Raw genomic sequence first — 23729 nt, forward strand, 5'->3', positions numbered from 1 at the left:
TATTAGAAATTCATTCTGGCCATAGGCGCAACCTCTTGACCAACAAAATCATTTTGTAAAAACTTCTGATAACCCGCTATGGCAATCATAGCAGCATTATCGGTACAATATTCAAATTTCGGGATAAACACTTGCCAGCCCAAACTGTCCTGTAAGCCCAACAACGTATTGCGCAAACCCGAATTTGCAGAAACGCCTCCTGCAATAGCTATTTGATTACAATTATACTGCTTCGCCGCTTTCTTTAGCTTATTAAGTAAGATATTTACAATACTATGTTGTACTGATGCGCAAACATCGGCCAAGTTTTCTGCTATAAAATTTGGATTTTCTTGCTGCCGATCTCTTACAAAGTACAAAATAGCTGTCTTAAAGCCACTAAAACTATAATTTAAGCCTTGTATCTGCGGTTCGGGAAACTGATATGCTGTAGGGTTACCCTCTTTAGCATATTTATCAATTAGCGGCCCTCCAGGATAAGGCAAGTTCAAGATTTTTGCTGTCTTATCAAAGGCTTCTCCAGCTGCATCATCTAAAGTTTCGCCAACAATTTCCATCTCAAAATAATCTTTAACCAACACAATTTGAGTATGGCCGCCAGAAACGGTTAAACACAAGAATGGAAAAGTTGGCTTTGGCTCGTCGATAAAGTGAGCTAAAATATGCGCCTGCATGTGATTTATCGAAATTAATGGTAAACCCAAGCCCAAAGCGAAAGATTTAGCAAAAGAAACACCCACCAATAGCGAACCCAATAAGCCTGGGCCTTGCGTAAAAGCAACACCATCTAGCTGCTTTTTATCCACTCCTGCTATTGCTAAGGCCTGTTGTACAGCGGGTACAATGTTCTGTTGGTGCACTCTTGAAGCAAGCTCAGGAATTACACCTCCATAATTTTCATGAATTGTTTGGTTTGCAATAACATTGGCAGTAATTTTGCCGTTATCACAAATGGCAACCGAAGTTTCGTCGCAAGAAGATTCTATAGCTAGTATAATGGGCACGTACAAAAGATTTAAGCTACAAAATTATTAAAAAACTATTAAAAATACTGCTATGGGTTATCGCATCAATCATAATATTGATTGCCGGTGTAGTTTTTTCCCTACAATTTAAGTCTGTACAAACCTGCGTAGCTAAAAAAGCAGCCAATTATCTTTCTAAAGAGCTAAATACAACGGTTAAGGTTGGTGGCCTTTACGTGAGGCCTTTTAAATCTGTTGTTTTAGAAGAATTGCTGGTTTTAGATTTGCAGAACGATACTTTGGCACACTTTCCCAAATTTTTGGTGGATGTTAATCAGTTTTCGTTGAAAAAACGAATTTTGGATATCAATACTGTACAATTAAACAACGGCACTTTCTTCTTAAAAACGCAGAAAGATGGCAACACCAATCTAGATTTCATTATTGATTATTTTGATAGTGGAAAACCTAAAAAGGCATCAAAGAAGAAAAAATTCCAGATTTCATTTGATCGGGTTATTGTAAACAACCTTCACTTTAAATACAAAAACCTTAAATACAATAAAAAAGTTAATGGTGTAAACTTCGAAGATATTGAAGCAACACAAATGAATGGCATTTTTGAAGGTTTGGACACCAAAAATCATTTGCTACAAACCAACATCAAAAACCTTACTTTAAGAGAAAAAAGTGGCTTCTATCTTAAAAATTTAAGTGCCCTAACCACGGTAGATAGCAATGCCATAGAGCTTAAAAAATTATTGCTGGTTACCAATAAAACCCGCCTTACCGATTATTATCAAATGAAGTTTAAAAGCTTTAGCGACTTTAATGATTATGAGAACAAGGTTAGGATGAAGGCCAGTTTCAAAAATAGTCATATCGCCTCTAGCGACGTTGCATTTTTTGCGCCTGCATTAAAGAAAATTAAATTAGATATTGATATTGATGGACAAATTACTGGGTTGGTAAATGATTTAAGGGCAAAAAAACTTTCTCTTAAAGCGGGCAAGGCAACCTATGTTAAAGGCGATTTTTCTATGAAAGGACTTCCCAACTGGGACGAAACCTTTATGGATATGAGAATTGAACTAGCCGGAACCAACAAAAAAGATTTAGACGAAATTTTAACTGACCTCACGGGCAAGCGTGTAAAATCTATCCCAGAAATTGTAAACAAGTTTGGCAATATCAATTTTAACGGTCGCTTTACCGGGTTCCAAAATGATTTTATCGCCTATGGCGAATTTAAAACCAAATTGGGCCGTTTAAAGTCTGATGTAAACATGAAAATCGATGGAAAAGGCATCCCTTCTTACACCGGAAATGTAAAGACTTTTGATTTCGATATTGGCAACTTAATTAACGAAAAACTTTTAGGCCGACTAAGCTCGGAGCTCTATATTAAAGGCCGTGGCACCGAGATTAAAGACTTAAAAGAAGAACTGAAAGGCCAAATTAGCTATTTAGATTTTAAAGGATATCGTTACCGCAATATTGATATAAATGGTACTTTTGAAAAGAAATTCTTTGACGGGAACCTAAAAATCAACGATAAAAACGTTCAGTTAGATTTTGATGGCGGCGTAAATTTAAACCCAAAATTACCCGTATTCAATTTTAAAGCTAATATTAGAAATGCCCGCTTAAAAACACTAAAACTTTATAAAGATTCTTTAAAAGTAGACGCCATTTTTAGCACCAATTTTTCTGGAACCAACTTAGATAACCTACAGGGAAGATTATTGCTGCAAGAAATCAAGATTAATAACCTAAGGGGAATTTATCAGGTAGACTCGGTGTTCATTAATGCTAAAGGCACAGGTATGGAGCGAAGCCTAAACATTAACTCGGATATTCTTGAAGCAGGAATTAAAGGACAATACGATTTAGGCAGCATTGTTTCTTATTTTAAAACCATAGGCAAAACCTACGTACCATCTTTAAAAACCGAAATTTATAAGTTTAACACCCAAGTATTTGATTTTAGGTTAAAAATAAAAAACTTCGAACCTATTGCCGAGCTCATCTCTCCGGGATTAGAAATCGATAAAGAATCATTGCTTGTTGGTGCTTTCGACTCTAGAAATAACACGGCTACTTTGGGCGGAGTAATTAAACGGCTAAAATTTAAGGGCATTGTGGCTAACAATGTAATTATAGATGAGAGCACTTCTCCGCAACAACTTACGGCAATTATCTCGTCAGACAGGGTAGATTTGAATGATAGCTTGTACATCAAAAATGTCAATATCTCCAATATCCTACGTAACGATAGCTTGGCACTAAACGTTAAGTTATCTAACGCCGATGATGCCAACCAACTTGATTTAAACGGATTGGTAGAATTTTTACCAGACACCTCAAAAATCAGCATTTTGCCCTCTAACCTAAAAATTAACTACCAAGATTGGACAATAGAAGAGAAAGTGCAGATTGGGTTTAACAAGGGAAAAACTAAAATAGAAAACTTTTCTCTTAGCAATGGCAAACAAGAACTAAAAATCAACGGCATCATATCTGAAGACCCAACTGACGTGGTAACTTTAGCTTTAGCAAATTTTAACCTTAAAACTGTAAATCCATTCTTAAAATCTAGTGGAATTAATTTAGCAGGTTTAGCTAACGGGAAAACAAAGGTTTTTGGGGCATTAAAATCGCCTTTAATTTCTGATAGCTTAAGAATTGACTCGCTTGGCTTTAACGACACCTACATTGGCAGTTTAACAGATACCTCGTCTTTTAATAGCACCAGTAAAATAGTTACCGTATACACCAAAATTGTAGCTGCCGATAGAGAAACATTTAACATTACCGGAAATTTAAACGCAGCAGAAAAGCAGATAGACCTAAATGTAAAATTAGATGATAGCGAACTTGCATTGCTAACTCCATTTGTACGCAAATTGGTATCTAACTTAAAAGGAAAAGTATCAGCAGATTTAACGGTTAAGGGAGCTTTTAATGAACCTCTAATTAATGGCGATATTGAACTAAACCAAGCCCAAGTAACCGTAAACTATCTAAAAACAACCTACATTATTGATGATGAGGTTACTGTTAACAACAGTGCCATACAACTGAATAATTTAGTACTTAAAGATCTTGAGGGACATACCGGAACTGCCAACGGAAGTGTGGACCTTAAAAACCTTGATAATCCGAACATCCAAGTTGAGCTTGAAGCTAAAGGATTAATGGCACTAAATACCACTTCTAAAGACAATGCCATTTATTTCGGTAAGGCCTACGGTACAGGCAAGTTTTCGTTTAGAGGACCTACCAATGATATGTTTATTGACATTGATGCTAAAACCGAAAAAGGTACTGTTTTTAGCTTGCCTTTAAACAGCTCAGAAACTATAAACGATAAAGATTTCATCACTTTTGTAAGTAAAGACACCACCAAGGTAGTTAAAAAAGTATCTAGCTTTGAAGGGCTGAGTATGAAATTTAAGCTGAGTGTAGACCCCAATACCACGGTTAATATTTTTACCGTTTTAGGCAAGCTTAGTGGCACAGGAAATGCAGAGCTAGAATTAAACATCTCTAAAGTTGGCGATTTTGAGATGAAAGGCGATTATATTATTGAAAGTGGCGTGTTTGATTTTACAGCCAGAGAGGTAATTAACAAGCGTTTTGATATTAGACAAGGCGGAACCATTAGGTGGACGGGAAACCCAGTAAACGCACAAATTAACCTTAAAGCCATTTACACCTTGCGTGCTGCTCTTGCAGATTTATACCAAGCTGCCAACCGTGATGCAAGTAGTAATGCCACACAAACTGCCCAAACCGAAGTAGAGATGGGGCTAACTGGGCTTTTAATGAAGCCAGACATTAAGCTAGACATCTTTTTCCCTGCCAACCCAGCCATTAAAGAAGAGTTACAATCTTATTTTAATGATGGAAATAACATGAATACCCAAGCTTTGAGCTTAATTATTCAGCGTAGGTTTGCTCCTGGTTCTGGTGCAGAAAACCTAAGCCAACAATTGGGTTCGGTAGGTACAGGTACCGCCACAGATTTAATTTTTAACCAGCTTAACAATGTACTTTCTAGCTTAAACCTCAACTTTGTAGACATCAATATCCGCTCTTTTAACGAAGCGAGTTTATCTGCTAAGTTTTTTAATGATAGGATTATTGTAAATGCGGGTATTACAGATATCAGCAAAAGTTTTATTGACAATGCCATTGGTTTTAGAAACGAAATTGGCCGTGAGGTAGAGATTTTAGGCTTAATAAAGAAAGATGGCAGCTTGGTAGGAAAAGTAGCCAATAAACCACCTACCATTCAAAGCATCTTTGCCAACCCAGGTATCAATCCATATCAAAATATTACGTCGTTAGGTCTAATTTACAACCAACAGTTTGATACTTTTACCGAGCTGCTTCAAAAAATATCGGGCAAGTACCGTAAAGAGCAAAAGAAAAAAGAGGCCGAAAAAGAAAAGCAGCGCATTAACAAAGAGGCGATCATTAACGAAAGCAAAAAGAACCAGAGAAAATGAGTTAGCGGTACGGAGTTAGGTATCAGGAATCAGTATCTAGCAACCCAACTATATCATTGACAATAAGAGCAACCACAAAAAATAGCCAGAAGCATTAAACTTCTGGCTATTTTTACTTAGAAACCTGAGTTCGATTATTATTTGTTTATTTTACAGCATTATTTAAACTTATTGAGTTCGCCGACCCTGAAATAAATTCAGGGTAACGGAAAATTGGCGGTTCGTCATGCTGAATTTAGTTCAGCATCAGTTTTAAAAGTTAATAATCAATTGGTTAATAATCGAACTCAGGCTAGAACGTAGAACCCAAAACCTCTTCTACTATCCTTTCAATATCTGGTGCCCCATTTTATCTCTCTTGGCAATTAAATAAGACTCGTTATGCTTGTTGCTTTCTATTTCAATAGCGATGTTTTCTACAATCTCTAAGCCATAGCCAATTAAACCAGCTCTTTTAGTTGGGTTGTTAGACATCAACTTCATGTTGGTAATGCCCTGTGCTCTTAAAATTTGTGCACCTACACCATAATCGCGTTCGTCGCCTTTAAAACCCAACTGTATATTAGCTTCTACGGTATCCATACCTGCATCTTGCAAGTTGTAAGCATGCAGTTTATTAATTAGGCCAATACCTCTGCCCTCTTGGTTCATGTACACAATTAGGCCTTTTCCTTCCTTCTCAATCATTTCCATAGCTTTATGTAATTGTGGGCCACAGTCGCATCGGCACGAGCCAAAAATATCTCCTGTAACACAAGAACTATGAATACGTGTTAACACGGCCTCTCCTTCTTGCCACTCGCCTTTAGCAATCGCTAGATGGGTAGCGCCATTGCTTAATTGTGTGTAGGCGGTCATCTTAAAATCGCCCCATTGTGTAGGCAAATTTACGGTTACTTCTTCCTTAATTAAACTCTCTACAGCTAAGCGGTAGCTAATTAAATCTTTGATAGATATAATTTTTAGATCGTGCTGCTTGGCAATTAGCATTAAATCTGGCAAACGAGCCATGGTACCATCTTCGTTCATAATTTCTACCAGCACACCTGCAGGCTCAAAACCGGCTAAACGGGCAATATCAATAGTAGCTTCTGTATGGCCAGTTCTACGCAAAACCCCTTCTTTTCTAGCTCTTAACGGAAAAATATGTCCAGGTCTGCCTAAATCTTCTGGCTTGGTAGCCGGATTAATTAAGGCTTGCACCGTTTTGGCCCTATCGTGTGCCGAAATACCCGTAGTGCATCCCTGACCAATTAAATCTACCGATACGGTAAAAGGGGTTTGGTGTAAAACGGTATTGTTCTGAACCATCAAATTCAGTTCCAGCCTGTCACACATTTCTTCTATTAGTGGTGCACAGATCAATCCACGTCCGTATTTAGACATGAAATTAATCACCTCTGGAGTTACATTTCTGGCGGCAGTTAAGAAATCGCCTTCATTCTCACGATCTTCATCATCAACTACGATAATGATCTTCCCAGCCCTAACATCGGCAAGTGCCTCTTCTATTGTATTTAGTTTGATTTCCATTTTGGGTAATAACAAAATGAATGAGGTTTTTGGGCCTCATTTTTAATTTGAGTGCAAAGGTACAACCTTTAACAGCAATTATGATAGGTAATTATCATTATCAAGTAAGTTTACCATTATAACAAGAAGTATCTCTGCAACAAGGCAAACTCATAATTAACTGTTAAGCTGCTCGGCAAAAATGTTTTTATGCCAACTGTGTTGCAATTGCACTTCCCATTTTTGCTCAAATTCTTCTAAGTTTTGCACTAAGTTATTAAACACTACAGTTTCTAACCCAATTTTTTTAATGCCGATTAAAGTCTCAAAATCTTCTTTAGATGCTACATGAACATCATCTTCTATTTTATAGGCCATGTTAAAACGGTCGAACAAATCTAATCCATATTTACTTTCAATATCTTTGATTATCCTTACAGACGAGTCTATTGAACAACCTGTGGCACTAGCTATTTCTTGATCTACAGTTAGCACGATAAAATAATTGTGGAAAATTTCTGCTTTAGCTTTTAGTTGTGTTCCATGGGCTGTCCACTGTTCAACAAAACGATCTAAGATATGTTGTATCTCTGTTGTTTCTTGATCGGTAAACCTTCGGTTGCTTTGGTAGATCCAAACTTTAGATTGTGGAGAAAAAATCATAACCCAAATTTATCAAAATATTTAACTTTCATCTTTTAAACGGCAACTCTGATGCAAAAGTTTACATTCGACTTAAAAAACTTAGTTTTCTTTTTGTTTGCACTAGCTTTTTTAGTGTTTTCTGGATTTGTAATTCCTGAGGACAACCGCATTTTTATTCAAAATTTACTAAATAAGCACTATGATAAAGATGGACAAAACGAACCATTAAAGCTTTACGAACTTAAGATTACTAACAATGGTTTTTGCAGGTATAGGAAGGTTTTTACCAATGGTAAAGAAGAGTTTTTTGCATTTAATTTGTCGAAGTTTAAGTCGATGAATTTTTATGGCAATACTGCTAGTGGCGAGCTTTGGCTGCATACCAAAAACGATGATGTGATTGTGCAGACCCGCAAAGACAAGCAGGGAGATGTAGATAGTATGGCTACTTATTTGGCGGTTCCTTTAAAGAACATTGATGTAGAGCAGTTGAATGAATTATCTGAACGTTTGCAGGCTTTAACGAAGGCAAATTTGGTGGCAAATAAATAGGTTATTGGTTCACTTGTTCAAAAGTTCATTAGGTTGACGCATGACCACCTGTATCCTTGCCGTCATTCCGAATTTATTTCGGAATCTTAATGCGATTGAAAAGCCATTTGCGTGAATTCGGATGAGAGCTTAGGTTGATAACCTATTACCGCTTTACGATTCCCGCCTACGCGGGAATGACGAGAAACCGACCTATCCCGATGCACTCTACAGTCCATTAGCTCTTGCGGTAATCTCAGCGATATCTAAAACTTTAACTTCTTGCTCTTTGTCTTTCAGTTTTACCCCATCGTTAAGCATGGTCATACAGAAAGGACAGCCCGCAGCAATAAATTGTGGTTGGGTAGCCAAAGCTTCCTCAATACGCTCAATATTAACATCTTTTTTTCCTTTTTCTGGCTCTTTAAACATTTGGGCACCGCCAGCACCACAACACAAGCCATTTGCTTTGCAGCGTTTCATTTCTACCAAATCGGCGTCTAAAACTTCTAAGGCCTTTCTAGGCGCTTCGTAAACGCCATTGGCCCTACCTAAATAGCAGGGGTCGTGATAGGTTATTTTTTTGCCTTTGAAGCTTTCGCCACCTTCGGCCTTAAGTTTACCCTCGTTAATTAAATCTTGTATCAATTGGGTATGATGGATCACTTCATAAGTGCCACCCAAACCTGGATATTCGTTTTTAATGGTATTGAAACAGTGTGGACAGCCAGTTACAATCTTTTTAATATTGTAAGCGTTTAGCACTTCGATATTAGCCATGGCCTGCATTTGAAACAAGAACTCGTTGCCTGCTCGTTTAGCTGGGTCGCCAGTGCAGCTTTCTTCAGTTCCTAAAACAGCGTATTTTAAACCAACATGGTGTAAGATTTTACAGATATCTCTGGTGATCTTTTGTGCCCGTTCGTCGTAACTGCCGGCGCAGCCCACCCAAAATAATATTTCTGGTTCTTCTCCTGCGGCCATTAACTCGGCCATTGTTGGTACTTTGAATTCCATTTTATTTTTAGTTTTTCGCTGTTTAGTTCTTTCGTTTTTTGGACTTTAAACGCTCAGCTTTTTACTTTAAATCTTTATTCTTTATTCCTTGCTCTTTTATCCTTGTTCTTAATTCCCTTCGCTCCAATTAAACCTATCTGCTGGCGAATATTTCCAAGGGGCACCATTGTTTTCTACATTGCCTAACATGGCGTTAATACTTGCTGGCGCTACCGATTCTTCCATTACCGCATACCTTCTTAAATCTGTGATAATCTCAAGTGGATCTATGTTTACTGGGCAGGCTTGCACACAAGCGTTGCAACTGGTACAGGCCCAAATCTCTTCTCTAGTAATGTAATCATCTAATAGTGATTTACCATCTTGATGCTCCAAGCCATGTTTATCGATGTTTCTACCAACTTCCTCTAATCGATCGCGGGTATCCATCATAATTTTACGAGGCGAAAGTAGCTTACCTGTTATATTGGCTGGACAAACAGAGGTACACCTGCCGCATTCTGTACAAGTGTAGGCATTCATTAGGTTTACCCAAGTAAGGTCTTGTACGTCTTTTGCGCCAAACTTTCCAGGTGCAGTTTCGGCAGGTACAAACGAAGGGTCTAGCATTGCTTTTACCTCGTTGGTTACACTATCCATATTGGTAAACTGCCCCTTAGGTTTTAAGTTAGAGAAATAAGTGTTGGGGAAAGCCAACATGATGTGGAAGTGCTTAGAATAAGGGAGGTAATTTAAGAAGGCAAAAATGCCCACAATGTGAAACCACCAACAAAAGCGTTCAATAAAAATTAAGCTATCAACGCTGTTAGGCAGCAAACCTAATAACAAACCACTCACTGGAAATGCGCCAGCAGTTACATAATGCGTTGCGCCCAATGCTTGTAATTTTACATCTGCCGCATTCATGGTTAAAAAGGCAGTCATTAACAATATTTCGGTAATAAGGATATAGTTGGCATCTGATTTTGGCCAGCTTTTCATCTCTACCCCCGAAAAACGTTTGATTTTTAGGATATTTCTGCGGATCAGGAAAACTAAACAGGCCAACCAAACTCCTGCGGCCAATAATTCGAAACTACCAATTAAGAAGTTGTAAAAACCTCCTAAACCGGCGAAAACGCGATGGGTACCAAAAGCGCCATCAATCACGATTTCTAAAACTTCGAGGTTGATGATTACAAAACCTAGATAAACAATTAGGTGTAAGAAAAATGGCACAGGCCTTACCGCCATTTTGGTTTGCCCAAAGGCAACCTTTAGCATGGTAATTAATCTTTCTTTAGGCTTGTCGCTACGGTTTGCTGCCTTTCCTAATTTAATATTACGGATAACCTTACGGCCATTATAAGAAAATAATGCCGTGCCAGCCAGGGCTAAAATGACGAATATAATTTGTGAAACCATAATTTATCTAGCGTAATGGTACAACGAAGTTAAAATATTTCGTTTTAAAACATTTATTATGCACGCATAATTTCGTAAATTTAGAACGGTTATGAATTATCGAATGTTTTCCTTAAAAATTAATTAGCTGATTTATAGACGAAAAAAGCGCCATTTATACGGTAATTACATTATTTGTAAAAAATAATTTTGTGTTTTAAAAAAGATGGCTACATTTGCAATCCCAAACGGGAGGTGCCTTAGCTCAGTAGGTAGAGCAAAGGACTGAAAATCCTTGTGTCGCTGGTTCGATCCCAGCAGGCACCACTTCCTAAAGCCTTGCAGCAATGCAGGGCTTTTTTGTTTTATGGCACTGAGAGGTGCTTCAGGGCTGTTTTTGCGGATCAAGCAAATAATCTGGGGGGGCTAGAAAGATTACGCATATATTTTGGCTAATCTGTACATAAAGAATTCAACATTTCTGACTCCTCTGAATTGAGTTCTTAGTGCTTTGATTTTAGCATTGAACGATTCTGCAGAAGCATTTGTATGCCTGTTGTCAAAGTAGTTCAGGATGGTGTGGTAGTGGTTCTGTATGGTTCTTGCCACGGTTGAAAATGCTTTTATGGCTGATTTTTCAACCTCATCATACCATTTGGCGAGCCTGGTAAAACCGATGCCCTTCTCCTTTGTGTTTGAAAAGATATGAGACAGTTTCCTGCTCAGCCGATAGGCTTTCTCTAATAAGGGATACCTGGCAAACAGCAGCTCTGACCTGTGCTGTTGGGAAGCTGTCCAGTTTGTTTCATCTTTAAATAACAGGTGCCTGCTACGGGCCAGTAATTGCTTTAAACTATCTCCGTTTTCTAATATATCAGGCACATGGGGATGGTTTAGCTGTTTTGCCAGCTCCATTTCACTGTTTTCCTGATCGATAGCTTCCCATCGGTATTGAATGCGGATTTGTTGAACAGCATCTGCTGCAAGCTGCTGCACGTGAAAGCGGTCAGATACCAGTCTTGCCTTGGGGAAGGCACGCCTGGCAATACGCTCCATCGTTGGAGCCAGATCCAAAGTAACCTCCTTTACTTCTTTACGAAGACGATAGGGAATGCGTTCAAGTATAGCAATCGCCTGATCGCTGATGGTTCCTTTTACCATAGCCAGTAAAGCACCCTTTTTCCCCTTTGCATCCTTATTGGTGAGTACCGTATAGAGTTCTCCCCGGGACAGGCATACTTCATCCAGGCTTAGGTATTCTCCAATATTTTGTTCGAATAGAACCCAGTGGCCTGCATGAGAACGTTGGTCCCAGTCCATGAAATCACTTAGGTAACGAATATATTGTTCCTGCAACCGCCTGCCATCAAGCCCATACAGCTGACCCAATAGTTTGCAGCTGATAGGATGGTTATCGATCAAATTCTTTTAAAAAAGCAGCGAACTCTGCGGTTAAACGCGTGCCCTCTGCCACCGTATTCCATGAACTGTAAACGGATTCGCCGGTATCATGGTCATGCCATTTGCGACGGCGAAGATGAAGGAAACAGGCTTTGCCACGCAAGGGAAAATCACGGATAATTGCCTGATCTAAAAATCCTTTGGATTCCAACTTGTGGCTGGCAAATTCCGCAGGTGGAATATTATGCTGGTCAAGAAATAAATGATAACCATCTTCCATCGGTTCGATGCGGATAAGGTCAAAATGTTCGATAAGTTCTGTCGGTAGAAGTAGTTTGAGTAGTTCCTGCTGTTCCAAAAAAATAAATCAAGAGTGAACAACAAAAATAAAAATCTAAATGAATCCCCCCAGATTATTTGCTTGATCCCAATTCAGCCGGAGAAATTGCTGAATTTAACATCAATCTGTTACAGATATTTAACAAAGAAAATCTCGCTATTTACGACTTCCGGTATCCGTAAACGCATTTTTTTAGTGTTAAAATGGCAACAATTGATGCAAAAGTCTACGTCCACCATTAAAAAAAAATTGACGGGATCTGCAACATGAAGATCAGGATCTATCACAAAAACCAGCAGAGGTTCATTGAATAACCTCTTTAATTTATTGGGTAGGCTTGTGCTAAACAGAAAAAATTAATACTGAACCAGATACATAGAAGTTGATAAGGATTATAACCCTACAACGATGAGATATTCGTATGTTTCAACAAATAATGGGCTATTGGATAATTTTAAATTAACTATATTGCAATGTTTTTTTTCAAACTAAAATTGCTAAGTATTGTTTTTTAACGAAGACAATTTCGATCAATACGTATTGAAACACTGATGACTAAAAATTTTAAAGATATTCCGAGTCAATTAATTTTGGCAAGCGTACTCGAGTCTACAAATACAGGTGTGGTAATCACTGATAATTTGCTTCCCGACAACCCAATAATCTATTGTAATCCCGCTTTCGAAGAACTTTCAGGATATTCCAGAGATGAGATCATTGGTCACAACTGTCGCTTTCTTCAGGGTAAAGACAGGAGCCAAGAGCAAAGACAGCAAGTACGAGAGGCTATTGAGCAGGGAAAAAGTTGCGTTGTAGAGCTTCGTAACTATTCCAAGAGTGGTAATCTTTTCTACAATGAACTCTATCTTTCTCCCGTTAAGGATGATAATGGGCAAATTACGCACTTTGTGGGTATCCAGAACAATGTTACCGCTAGAAAGAAAGCAGAGCTTGCCTTGGAGCTCAATAGGGCAGAGACAGAGCAGAAAGTACTGCAACGTACCAATATGTTGAAAGAAAGCGAAGAATATCTTTCCAGTATTATTGAAACCATTAGGGAGAGTTTGGTGGTATTAGATAAAGATTATACGATCTTGGATGTTAATAACCATTTTTTGAATACGTTTAAAGTAACCATTAACGATACTAAGGGCAAAGCTATTTACGAACTTGGTAATGGCCAATGGGATATCCAGGAACTAAAGAAAATGATGACAGAGATCTTGCCAACCAATAATCCTGTGCTAGATTATGAGGTAGAACATGAATTTCCGCATATCGGGAAAAAGATCATGCTCCTGAATGCCCATCGGGTAGAATTTGAGGGGCAGTTTAAGGATAGGATACTGCTCGCTATTGAAGATATTACAGACAGAAAGGCAATTGAACAGCGCAAAGATGATTTCCTGAGCATTGCCAGTCACGAACTTAAAACACCTCTTACAACCGTACTTGGCTATATGCAGATGATGTCGCGTATGTTACCAGAAAATGCCAGCAGCAGGTTCATTTCGGCATTCTCAAAAACCGAAATCCAGATCAATAGGCTAAACCAACTGTTGTCCGAACTTTTAGACATGTCTAAGATACAGACCGGCAACATAGAATTACATAAAGAGATTTTTGATTTTGATAAAATGGTTAGGGAAACAGTGGAGGCCATGACCGCGGCAACACCATCTTCGAAGATATTGCTTACGGGGAAAACCGGAGCCCATCTTTTGGGAGACGAATCACATATTATCCAGGTTTTAACTAACCTGATCAGTAATGCCATCAAATACTCGCCCGGCAGTGATAAAGTGGAATTACAGCTTTCAAGGGTAAGCAATTTCGTAAAAGTTTCAGTAACCGATCATGGAATGGGCATCGAAGCTGATGAGCTAAAAAAGATATTTGAGCGTTTTTATCGGGTTAGTGCTACACAAAAATCTTTTCCTGGAATGGGTATCGGTTTATACATCTGTGAGCAGATCGTTAAGAACCATGGTGGCACTTTATGGGCAGAAAGTAAGCTAGGAGAAGGAGCTACATTTAGTTTTACCTTGCCTATTGATGGAAATGGAAAGGAGCTAGCGAATGCCTAGAAAGATCATGATTTGTGACGATGATGAAGGTTTGTTGGAGATGATGGAGATGATGTTGGATGAGTTTGGATATGCCGTGATTACCGAATCCAAAAGTACGATGGCACTAAAGACGCTTGAAGAGCAAATGCCAGACCTTTTGTTATTGGATATATGGATGCCTGTGATTGCTGGAGACCAGGTGCTAAAAAACATCAAGTTAAATCCTAAAGTTGCTGATATACCTGTTATCATGTATTCTGCAAGTGCCGAAGGCGCAAAGATTGCAGCTGTTGTTGGGGCAAATGACTTTATTGCTAAGCCTTTTGACCTTGAAGAAATGGAAAAAAAGATTAAGAAGTTGTTGCACTAGACGTAAGGGATGGTTGGTATTAAGTTATATAGTGTGGATGATAGTTGCGTGCTAGATAAAAGAAACGGAGATGCCACCAAAATCATAGTCCCATCTAAGTTGTATTAGATCAACAAAAAAATAGAGCGGGAAATATAGACTTTACTATTTAACTAGACTGTTTCATTTTTAGAGATTAATCCTGTTAAAGTTTGAAATCTTCTAAATTATTTTTTATTCTTGAAACCTTGTGAAATCATAGGTAAATTTCTTGAAAAGTAATGCTAAACACAGCTTTGGCGGGCAAGCAAGGTAAAACTGTCGCTTGCCCTTTTTTTGCCTTATGATTTGCTATTCATCGGATAGGTAATTTAAAAAATATAACTATTTCGAACATAGTCGAGAATTGAAAATCAGCGAGGCTAAATCTTCGGGTCATTTATCAGAAATTATCCCTCTATAGATTTAGCTTTGCTTTCTTTCAGTTCTCCACTCGCTTCGCTGCGGTCGAAATTGAGTAATCAAGACCCAAAACTCACGTTAATTAGGTTTCTAAAACTGCTGTCTTTTTTCAGCTTTAGTTTTTATTCTCTTATTGTCTGAAAGATCAAGATTGCAACTCCAATTGCGATTACATCAAACAATTGATATTCTAGTAGCAAATACCTTTCGCTAGCTCAAAGAACCAATGATGCACAGTAGGGAAATAAAAGGAAAAGCAAAATTTATGCGTTTGTGGTATTCCTTAGACGAATATCTATGAATATGTGCGTAGTTCGCTAATAATTTTTTAATATTGTGCTTACAATCAAACATTTCTAATGACACCTAGCTATGATTTTTCTTCAGATGCAGAGCTTATTGCTCTATTGCGTAAAGGAGACCATCATGCTTTTACAGAGGTTTATAAAAGGTTTTGGGATAAGATTTTTGTAGTAGCCTACCATAGATTAAAAGATCAAACCGAAGCAGAAGAAGTGGTTCAGGAAGTTTTTTATAGCTTATGGAAACGTAGAGAAACGCTACAATTACAATATAGTCTTAATACTTATTTAAATGCTGCGGTAAAATATCAAGTCATTAATAAGCAAAGCAGAAACTATGCAAAAAGTTCGGATGTTACACCAATGGACCAAATACCCGAACAAGGAGTAGATAGTACCCAACTATGGTTTTCTGAACGGGAACTGAAACAACAATTAGATTATCATATAGCGCAACTGCCCGAAAAATGCCGCTTGGTTTTTAAAATGAGCAGAACGCAATACCTCAGTAATGCAGAAATTGCGAAACAAATGGGCGTGTCTGAGAAAGCCGTAGAAGCCCATATTACCCGAGCACTAAAGATACTAAAAGATAAATTGCACATTGGTATCCCTTTAATCTCCTTTTTACTAGCTAAATAAAATTTTTTTTCGAGTTGATGTAGGGTTGTGTCCGTTTAATGTGACTATATACTAAAACGCATCAAAATTGGACTTGAAAAAAAACAACATATCGATACAAGAAATTGCTCATAAAAGGCAAAAAGGAATTGCTACAGCCGAAGAAATCGAATTTTACGATACTTGGTATGCTTCTTTTGACGATACTGATTTACAGTTGGGAGATGGAGAAGAAGACTTAACTGCTGAGCTAGGAGCAAGCCTTTATGCTAGATTAATGGTGGAAATAGTACCAGAGCAATCTAAAAAAATCTGGTTTACCCCCTACAAGAAATGGATTTCAGCTGCCGCTGCAGTGCTTGTATTAGCTATTGGCTATTCGCTTTATGAAATCAATACCTTCGATAATTTATTTGGTGGTGCCTTTGCCAAACATGAGAAAATAGTTCCGGGTAAGGCCACTGCAACATTAAAGTTGGCTAACGGCCAGCTGATACAGCTTAAAGAGAATGAAGATGGACTGGTAATTGACTCTAAAAGCTTGACTTATACCGATGGCTCTGGGGTAGCTGTACCAAAGGAACAAGCTTTGCACACGCAAGAACTGTTGCTGAGCACGCCAAAAGGCGGCACTTATCAGGTGCTATTGCCTGATGGTTCTAAAGTATGGCTCAATGCCTTAAGTAGTATCAAATTGCCAGCAAATTTTGAAAGTGCTTTTGAGAGACAAGTAGAATTAAGTGGCGAAGCTTATTTTGAAATCGCAAAATCGGAAATGAATTTAAATGGGCAGCAGAAACGTAGGCCTTTTACGGTAAATGTTGGCAATAAAAAGATAGAAGTGTTAGGTACGCATTTTAATGTGAACAGTTATGCCGAAGAACTTGGAGTAAAAGCCACCTTATTAGAAGGTAGTGTAAAAGTAGTTACTGGAAACAATCAGAAACTAATTACCCCTGGCGAACAGGCTTTAGCTACCAACCAAAATATTACTACTGTTAGTGCAGATTTAGAACAGGTAATGGCCTGGAAGAATGGTAATTTCCAATTCTCGGATGAGAAAATTCAGCGTATCATGCTTGATATCGGTCGCTGGTATAATGTAGAAGTAGTGTATCAAGGTGCCATTACTAATGAAACCTTTGGCGGCACCATTTCTAGAAGTAAACCGATTATAGAAGTGTTAGCTTCTTTAGAAGAAACTGGAGCTGTACATTTCAAAATTGAAGGAAGGAGGGTAATCGTTATGCCTTAGTAAAAATAAGGCCGTATCCTAATAAAACCGGAAGTGGTTCGAAGCACTCCCGGCTAAAAGTTCGGAACGGTTCAGATCAAAAAGTGCGTTAATCAACTAAACCATAATAACCAAACAAACTAGGATACCAATGCTTCAAGCAATTTGGTATTCATTTCAAAGATATGAAAAAATCCATTTTATTGGAGAGTAAGCCCTGCGCTTACTATTCCAATCAAACTATGGGGCGAGTAAGTAAGCTAGTTATAGTTTTACTTGCCATTTTCGCCTTTCAAGTTAGGGCCAGTTATGCCCAAACAGTTACCATCGTTAAAACTAATGCAAAAATTGTCGACATCTTTAAAGAGATAAGAAAACAAACCGGTTTCGATTTTGTGTACACATCCTCGCAAATTAGCGATGCTAAGCCGGTAAACATCAACGTACAAAAAGTTAGCCTTGATGAGGCACTGGTAGCCTGTTTTAAAAACCAGCCATTGAGCTACACAGTAAAAAATAAAACCATCGTTGTTAAAGAAAAATCAAGCCCAACAACTAAAACTACTAATACGCAAGTAAGATATCGCATGGTTACGGGTAAGGTAATTGATGGAGAAAAGCGTCCGTTGCCTGGTGTAACGGTGTTGTCTAAAGAGTTAAATGTGCGTACGGTAACCAATAAAGACGGTGACTACAGAATAGATGTAGTAGAAGATGGGCAAGCAACCTTAATTTTTTCCTTCATCGGGATGCAGACCCGAGAGGTGGTAGTTGGAGCAAAAACTACTGTAGATGTAACCTTATCCGATATCGTGAACGAAATGGAAACGATGGTAGTAACTGGCTATCAAATCTTAAAAAGATCTGATGTGGTAGGCTCTGTGGCTACCATACAAGCAAAGGAACTAAATTTTAATGGTATCAATACTTTAGAGCAGGCTTTGCAAGGTAAGTTGGCTGGTTTGGTGGTTACCAACCCTAGTGGTTTGGTAGGTACTAAGCAGAATGTGCGTGTAAGAGGAACATCTACACTGGTTGGTACGCAAGAACCTATTTGGGTAGTAGATGGTATTATCCAAGAAGATCCATTGCCATTTAAGGCGCAAGAACTAAATACTGCCGGTGGCGTAACTACAGACAATTTCGATTACCTTAGGAACTTTGTAGGCAATTCTATCCGCTGGTTAAATCCTAATGATATACAAGATATTACCATACTTAAAGATGCTTCGGCAACGGCCATTTATGGGGTGCGTGCTGCTAATGGAGTTATCGTAATTACCACCAAAAAGGGACAGGTAGGCCCGCCGTCAATCAATTATTCTACCAATTTAAGCTTAACAGAGAAGGTAAATTACGATAGATTGAATTTGATGAATTCGAAGGAACGCGTAGCTGTGTCTAGAGAAATTTTTGAAAGAGGTTTAACCTCGCCTGTGGTAAATAACAATATAGGTTATGCCGGAGCATTAAATGAGTATCTCTATTTGAAAACCATTAATGAGACAGAATTTAATGCTAGAGTAGCCGAACTCGAAACAACAAATACCGATTGGTTCGATATTTTATTCAGAAAACCGTTCAGTATGTCGCATAATTTGGGGATTTCTGGCGGTAGCACCTCTACCAGATATTTTACTTCTTTCGGTTACAACGCCACCAACGGTACCGCAATTGGTAACGATAGCCGTAGCCTAAGTGGCAATTTATCCATTGTATCCGATTTAAGAAAAAACCTTACTTTAAGTTTGCGCTTATCGGCTTCTAAAGCAACTACTAACGGGTTTTACCAAATTGCACCCTACGATTATGCCAGTAAGGTAAATAGGGTAATTGCTGCCTATCAAGACAATGGAGAACTTAACTTTTACAGAAACAGATCTGGTTATTTCTTCAATTTTATCAATGAGAGAGATCAAACAGGTAACGTGAATAATGTATTGTCTACCAATGCTGTAATGGACGTGAATTATCAAATCTTGAAAAATTTAAGGTTTCAAACTTTATTCAGCTACAACGGTTCGGCTACCAATGGATCTACCTACGCTACCGAAAAAACAGAATATGTATCTAGAGCGCTAAGGTTTGCAGAGTATGGTATTAAACCTTCTGATGCTGCGTACATCAACTCTAGGTTGCCTATTGGAGGCGAGTATAACCAGGTGATGAACACTGGACGAACTTGGGGCTGGCGTAATAATTTGTCGTTTAACGAAACTTTTGGTAAAAAACATACCGTGGCAGCAATGCTAGGATGGGAAACGAACAGTACGCGTTATGAGGGTTTCCAATCTACCGAATATGGTTTTCTCAGAGACAGAGGAAAGTCGTTTGCTACACTTCCATTAACCTATACTACGGCAAGAACGGTTAACCCTTTGTTGGTCTCTAACCCTACAGTGATTGACAGAAGGGTAAACACCATGGGTCTATACCTCACTACTAGCTACACTTATGCAAGTAGGTACGTAGTTAACTTTAGCATTAGAAATGATAGGTCAAACCGTTTTGGGCAGTTTACCAATGAGAAGTTCAATCCGGTATGGGCAGGAGGTTTCCGTTGGAATATTGCCAACGAAAAATGGTTTGTGGCTAACAATTGGCTAAGTGGGTTAAGCCTGCGCAGTTCATTTGGTTATCAACGTAACATTGCTTCAAACGTTAGTCCAGATTTAATCATTAGAATACCTACTGGCGCAACAGTAAATAATACCGATGCTTTTACAGGCGAGACCTTGTTAACTGTACGCAGTCTTCCTTACGGCGATTTGCGATGGGAGCAAACCATGAGCTTAAACTTAGGTTTAGACTGGAGCCTTTTTAACAATAAAATAGGCGGATCATTTGAATATTATACCAAGCGTGGAAGAGAATTGATTACCAGTTTAGACGTACCGGCCGAATACGGTGTAACTTCGATGCTAATAAATGGTGGGTCTATGAATAACACAGGCTACGAACTAAGTGCAAATTTTGTACCTGTAAGAACCAGAAACTTTACATGGTCGGTTAGTTTAAACACCTCAAAAAACATTAATAAGATTACCAAAACTGGCCCACAGGTGGTAAGTTGGCAAAGCGCAGCTCTGGGTCAGTTAAATTCGGCTGGCATGCCAGTTTCTGCTTTCTATGCTTTTAGGTATACGGGAATTAATCCTGCAAATGGCGAACCAACTTTCGATCTTTCAGTTGCTCCGGGGGGCAATCCTAAAGATCCAACATCTTTTATGCAGTATGTGGGCAAATTAGACCCAGATTTTACTTCTGGCTTAGGGATGAATTTTAGGTACAAGATGCTAAGTTTTAGTAGTTCATTTTACCTGCAGGTAGGCGGCAGCCGCTTTTTGCCACCTTTGTACAATTATGCCGAATCTAATTCTGGTTTGCCTACAGAATATGAAAATCTTTCACGCCAAATTTTAGACAGGTGGACACCTTCTAACACAAGTGCTAGCGTGCCTGCATTGCCTAATGGTACATTGCCATTTGTTGCACTACCAAACGCAGACCAAAGATCTAACAACAATCTTTACAACTTTTACAACTACAGTACAGATAGGGTTGTAAGCGCTACCAGCTTGCGTTGTAATGATGTGAGGGTAAGCTATGCACTTCCAGAGGGATTGGTTAAAAAGTTAAAATGTAAAAATATGTCTATAGGAGGAGGTGTATCCAATCCATTTACAATAAATAGCCGAGACTTTAGAGGCATAGACCCTGAGGTAGCTTTGGGAGGCCAACCAAGAACCAGAAATTATACGGTAAACCTAAACCTAAGTTTGTAAAAGATGAAACGGCTATGATTTTCAAAATCAAATTGAAGAGAAATTAATCGTAGCAGCTTTTTAACAAATAAAACAAAATTTAAGTAGATGAAAAAAATATTTTTATACAACCTCATTTTCTTAGCCATGACCTTTTGTTCGTGTAAGAAATTTTTAGAGGAATATAGTCAAGACGAAATGCGTCCGGGATCTACGGATGATTTAGCGGCATTAATGTACGGCGATGCCTATCCTTACATTGCAAGGATAGAAACATTTGAAGCACTTACCGACGATTTGCAGAATAACCCTTTGGTAGGTGTAAATGGGGCGCCCATTCCAGCCTATCTCACTACTTTAGAGGCTGCTACCCAAATGTTTACATTTAACCCTGTAATGTTCGATGCCATTACCACAAGTACCGATGTAGGTAATCTTTACGGTACTGCCTACCTTAAAATTAAAGGCTGCAATGTAATTATCGATCACTTAGATAAAGTGTCTGGTACCACTGTAGACAAAAACGCGATTTTAGGACAATGCTTGTTTTTACGTGGGTTTTACCTGTTAAAAGTAGTAACTACGTATGCGCAGATGTACAATGCGCCTGGTGTAGACCCATCTACGGCAATGGGCGTGCCTTTGGTATTAAGTAGTCAGGTTAAAGATGGTGGCTTAACTAGAAATACATTAAAAGAAGTGTATGATCAGATTGAAAAAGATTTAATTACAGCTGAAGAACTGTTAAGAAACAACTATAACCCCACCACTGCATTTAGAGTAGGTAGTGATGTGGCCAACGGTTTACTTTCTCGTTTTTATCTTTACAGAGCAATGGCAGGAGATGCCGATAAAGCAATACAAGCTGCTACACGTGCCCTTCAAAATAGATCTACTTTAACGGTTTTGGCCAGCCAAGTGGCAGCCAATGGAAGCATTTCTGCCAATGGTATCTACAACGCAGCTAGCCCAGAAGTACTTTGGGTGTATGGTGGTATTCATCCCGAACTGCTTAACGTAAATGTAGATTCAAGATCGTTGCCACCTTTTTCAGTATCAGCAGACCTTATTGCGCAATACGATAAAGGCACTGGAACTTCCAACTATGGCGATCTTCGTTACCAATACTATTTTCAGTTTTTTACCGCAGGCGGTAGCAGATTTCCTTACCGAACGGCTAAAAACACCTTAAATGTACAGTACGGATCTAGAGGTTTTAGAGTAGCAGAACTTTACCTTAACCGTGCCGAAGCCTATGTTCAAAAATATTTAGCAAGTGGCGATGCTGCAGACAGAACAGCGGCACTTGCCGATCTTAATGCGCTGCGCATGAGTAGGTACGATACAAGAAATACGGCCTACACGCCAATAAACATTAGCGATGCACAGGCTTTGTATAAGTTTTGCCAAGAAGAGCGCAGGAGAGAGTTGGCCTTAGAGGAGGGACATCGTTTCATTGATTTGAAGAGATGGAGAATGGGTGTAACCCACGTGTTTACCGGAAGCGATAATGTAACCAGTGCTTACACTTTGCCAGCTAATAGCCCGCTGTTTGCTTTGCCAATTCCATTTAATATTATGGTGGCAAATCCTAACCTAATTCAAAATCCAAGATAAATTCATCATCACAAAAATTGATCTCATGAAAATTTATTTGAACATATTACTTGCACTGCTAGCCCTTGTTGGCACAAGTTCATGTAAAAAAGAAAAAGAGGTTTTACAACCTTCTGATATTGATGTAACCTATAACGTGCCACAGGGAAGTAATGCATTTGACCAAACTATAGTAAATTATTACGAAAAGTACGGCAGCTATTTACTATACAAGTTTAACGAACGCGATGCCTATTGGACTCCAACCGGATGGAAGAAACCTGTGGTAAGTGCTGCCGGTAATTGGAGCGTTGGTGCCGATTTGATAGCAGCAGAAGAAAGTGCTATCCCGGCACAGTTAGATTTGTTAGATAAAAGCCTGTTCATTCTTTATCCTCAAAGTTTTCTTAAACAGTTTCTGCCAGTTAAAATTTTGCTATGCAGCAAAGTAGATTCAATTTATACAGCCTATGTTTTTAACCCAACGTATACTGCAACTAAAGGTGTTAAAAAAATACCAGCTTATTATAACTATGATAATATTTCAGTGAACTACGGCGATGCTACAATAAACCAAATGACCAATGCCGAAAAATTAGCTTTTTTGGCAAGGGTAAATCAGGTTTTTTCCAAAGTATCAACGAACGTGCGCTTATTAAGCCTAGTCAGGAGTTCATTAATAGTGCAGATTATAGTACTACTAACGCAACCCAAGCAGTGGCCTATGGTAAAGGAATTATACCAAGTTATACCTCGTCTATTACCCCAGTTAGCGATTGGAATGCCTACGTAATGGCCATGGTTACCTTGTCTGAAGCAGACCTGAACCGTTCGGTAGCCAATACCAATACCAGTCCGGTGGGTATCTTAAATCCAACAAAAGATACTAACAGGTTAATCCAAAAGCGTTACAACATTGTTAGAAATTATTTCATCAACACTTTTCAAGTAGATCTTCAAGCCATTGGAAATAAAGCTAGAGGGTTGTAATTTTTTATTATACACACAAATAAATGTATCGTCC

The 23729-nt window shown here is 38.6% G+C and carries 17 protein-coding genes and 1 tRNA gene; 11 read left to right on the plus strand and 7 right to left on the minus strand.

Annotation, left to right across the window (positions count from 1 at the left end; all coding sequences use genetic code 11):
• Positions 1-2 precede the first annotated feature (2 nt).
• Positions 3-1004 carry a tRNA (adenosine(37)-N6)-threonylcarbamoyltransferase complex transferase subunit TsaD gene (gene tsaD, locus OVA16_RS01235; RefSeq protein WP_267763104.1) on the minus strand — a complete coding sequence of 334 codons (1002 nt, stop codon included), beginning with the start codon at positions 1002-1004 and terminating at the stop codon, positions 3-5.
• A gap of 77 nt (positions 1005-1081) precedes the next feature.
• Here tsaD and OVA16_RS01240 point away from each other — a divergent pair, with 77 nt between their 5' ends.
• Positions 1082-5479 (plus strand): translocation/assembly module TamB domain-containing protein, encoded by a 4398-nt coding sequence (locus OVA16_RS01240; RefSeq protein WP_267763105.1) that lies wholly within the window; start codon positions 1082-1084, stop codon positions 5477-5479.
• Between the two features lie 321 nt (positions 5480-5800).
• On the opposite strand, the gene OVA16_RS01245 is transcribed toward OVA16_RS01240, so the two are convergent.
• The gene (locus OVA16_RS01245) at positions 5801-7012 is read right to left on the minus strand and encodes a bifunctional 3,4-dihydroxy-2-butanone-4-phosphate synthase/GTP cyclohydrolase II (protein ID WP_267763106.1); all 1212 of its coding nucleotides are present in this window, start codon (positions 7010-7012) and stop codon (positions 5801-5803) included.
• Between the two features lie 156 nt (positions 7013-7168).
• Positions 7169-7654 carry an ABC transporter ATPase gene (locus OVA16_RS01250; protein WP_267763107.1) on the minus strand — a complete coding sequence of 162 codons (486 nt, stop codon included), beginning with the start codon at positions 7652-7654 and terminating at the stop codon, positions 7169-7171.
• A 51-nt stretch (positions 7655-7705) separates the two neighbouring features.
• Here OVA16_RS01250 and OVA16_RS01255 point away from each other — a divergent pair, with 51 nt between their 5' ends.
• Positions 7706-8188, plus strand: coding sequence for a hypothetical protein (locus OVA16_RS01255; RefSeq protein ID WP_267763108.1), 483 nt, complete (start codon positions 7706-7708; stop codon positions 8186-8188).
• Positions 8189-8395: 207 nt separating this feature from the next.
• Here the strand turns inward: OVA16_RS01255 and OVA16_RS01260 are convergent, their stop codons facing one another.
• Positions 8396-9184 (minus strand): (Fe-S)-binding protein, encoded by a 789-nt coding sequence (locus OVA16_RS01260; RefSeq protein WP_267763109.1) that lies wholly within the window; start codon positions 9182-9184, stop codon positions 8396-8398.
• A 108-nt stretch (positions 9185-9292) separates the two neighbouring features.
• Positions 9293-10588, minus strand: coding sequence for a (Fe-S)-binding protein (locus OVA16_RS01265; RefSeq protein WP_267763110.1), 1296 nt, complete (start codon positions 10586-10588; stop codon positions 9293-9295).
• Positions 10589-10821: 233 nt separating this feature from the next.
• On the opposite strand from OVA16_RS01265, the gene OVA16_RS01270 reads away from it, so the two are divergent.
• A tRNA-Phe gene (locus OVA16_RS01270) sits at positions 10822-10894 on the plus strand.
• 108 nt (positions 10895-11002) lie between these two features.
• Here the strand turns inward: OVA16_RS01270 and OVA16_RS01275 are convergent.
• Together OVA16_RS01275 and OVA16_RS01280 are read right to left on the minus strand one after the other, a co-directional pair.
• Entirely contained in the window at positions 11003-11956 is a 954-nt protein-coding gene (locus OVA16_RS01275; RefSeq protein ID WP_267763111.1) for a transposase, read from the minus strand.
• A 22-nt stretch (positions 11957-11978) separates the two neighbouring features.
• Positions 11979-12326: a transposase gene (locus tag OVA16_RS01280; protein ID WP_267761642.1), complete on the minus strand. Its 348-nt coding sequence runs from the start codon at positions 12324-12326 to the stop codon at positions 11979-11981.
• 533 nt (positions 12327-12859) lie between these two features.
• Here OVA16_RS01280 and OVA16_RS01285 point away from each other — a divergent pair.
• The 8 genes from OVA16_RS01285 (at position 12860) to OVA16_RS01320 (ending at position 23695) form a co-directional block, all read left to right on the plus strand.
• Positions 12860-14395, plus strand: coding sequence for a PAS domain-containing sensor histidine kinase (locus tag OVA16_RS01285; protein WP_267763112.1), 1536 nt, complete (start codon positions 12860-12862; stop codon positions 14393-14395).
• Positions 14388-14747, plus strand: coding sequence for a response regulator (locus tag OVA16_RS01290; RefSeq protein ID WP_267763113.1), 360 nt, complete (start codon positions 14388-14390; stop codon positions 14745-14747). Before OVA16_RS01285 ends, OVA16_RS01290 begins: the two co-directional genes overlap by 8 nt.
• A gap of 800 nt (positions 14748-15547) precedes the next feature.
• Positions 15548-16132 carry an RNA polymerase sigma factor gene (locus OVA16_RS01295; RefSeq protein ID WP_267763114.1) on the plus strand — a complete coding sequence of 195 codons (585 nt, stop codon included), beginning with the start codon at positions 15548-15550 and terminating at the stop codon, positions 16130-16132.
• 73 nt (positions 16133-16205) lie between these two features.
• Entirely contained in the window at positions 16206-17366 is a 1161-nt protein-coding gene (locus tag OVA16_RS01300) for a FecR family protein (protein ID WP_267763115.1), read from the plus strand.
• A 164-nt stretch (positions 17367-17530) separates the two neighbouring features.
• Positions 17531-21130, plus strand: coding sequence for a SusC/RagA family TonB-linked outer membrane protein (locus tag OVA16_RS01305; protein WP_267763116.1), 3600 nt, complete (start codon positions 17531-17533; stop codon positions 21128-21130).
• Between the two features lie 87 nt (positions 21131-21217).
• Positions 21218-22726 carry a RagB/SusD family nutrient uptake outer membrane protein gene (locus tag OVA16_RS01310; protein ID WP_267763117.1) on the plus strand — a complete coding sequence of 503 codons (1509 nt, stop codon included), beginning with the start codon at positions 21218-21220 and terminating at the stop codon, positions 22724-22726.
• Between the two features lie 25 nt (positions 22727-22751).
• Positions 22752-23498, plus strand: a complete 747-nt coding sequence (locus OVA16_RS01315; protein WP_267763118.1) for a hypothetical protein — start codon at positions 22752-22754, stop codon at positions 23496-23498.
• Positions 23423-23695: a hypothetical protein gene (locus tag OVA16_RS01320; protein ID WP_420712332.1), complete on the plus strand. Its 273-nt coding sequence runs from the start codon at positions 23423-23425 to the stop codon at positions 23693-23695. The genes OVA16_RS01315 and OVA16_RS01320 overlap by 76 nt, the downstream gene beginning before the upstream one ends.
• Positions 23696-23729 lie beyond the last annotated feature (34 nt).

The sequence above is a fragment of the Pedobacter sp. SL55 genome, from assembly GCF_026625705.1.
In the GTDB taxonomy this organism is placed as follows: Bacteria; Bacteroidota; Bacteroidia; order Sphingobacteriales; family Sphingobacteriaceae; genus Pedobacter.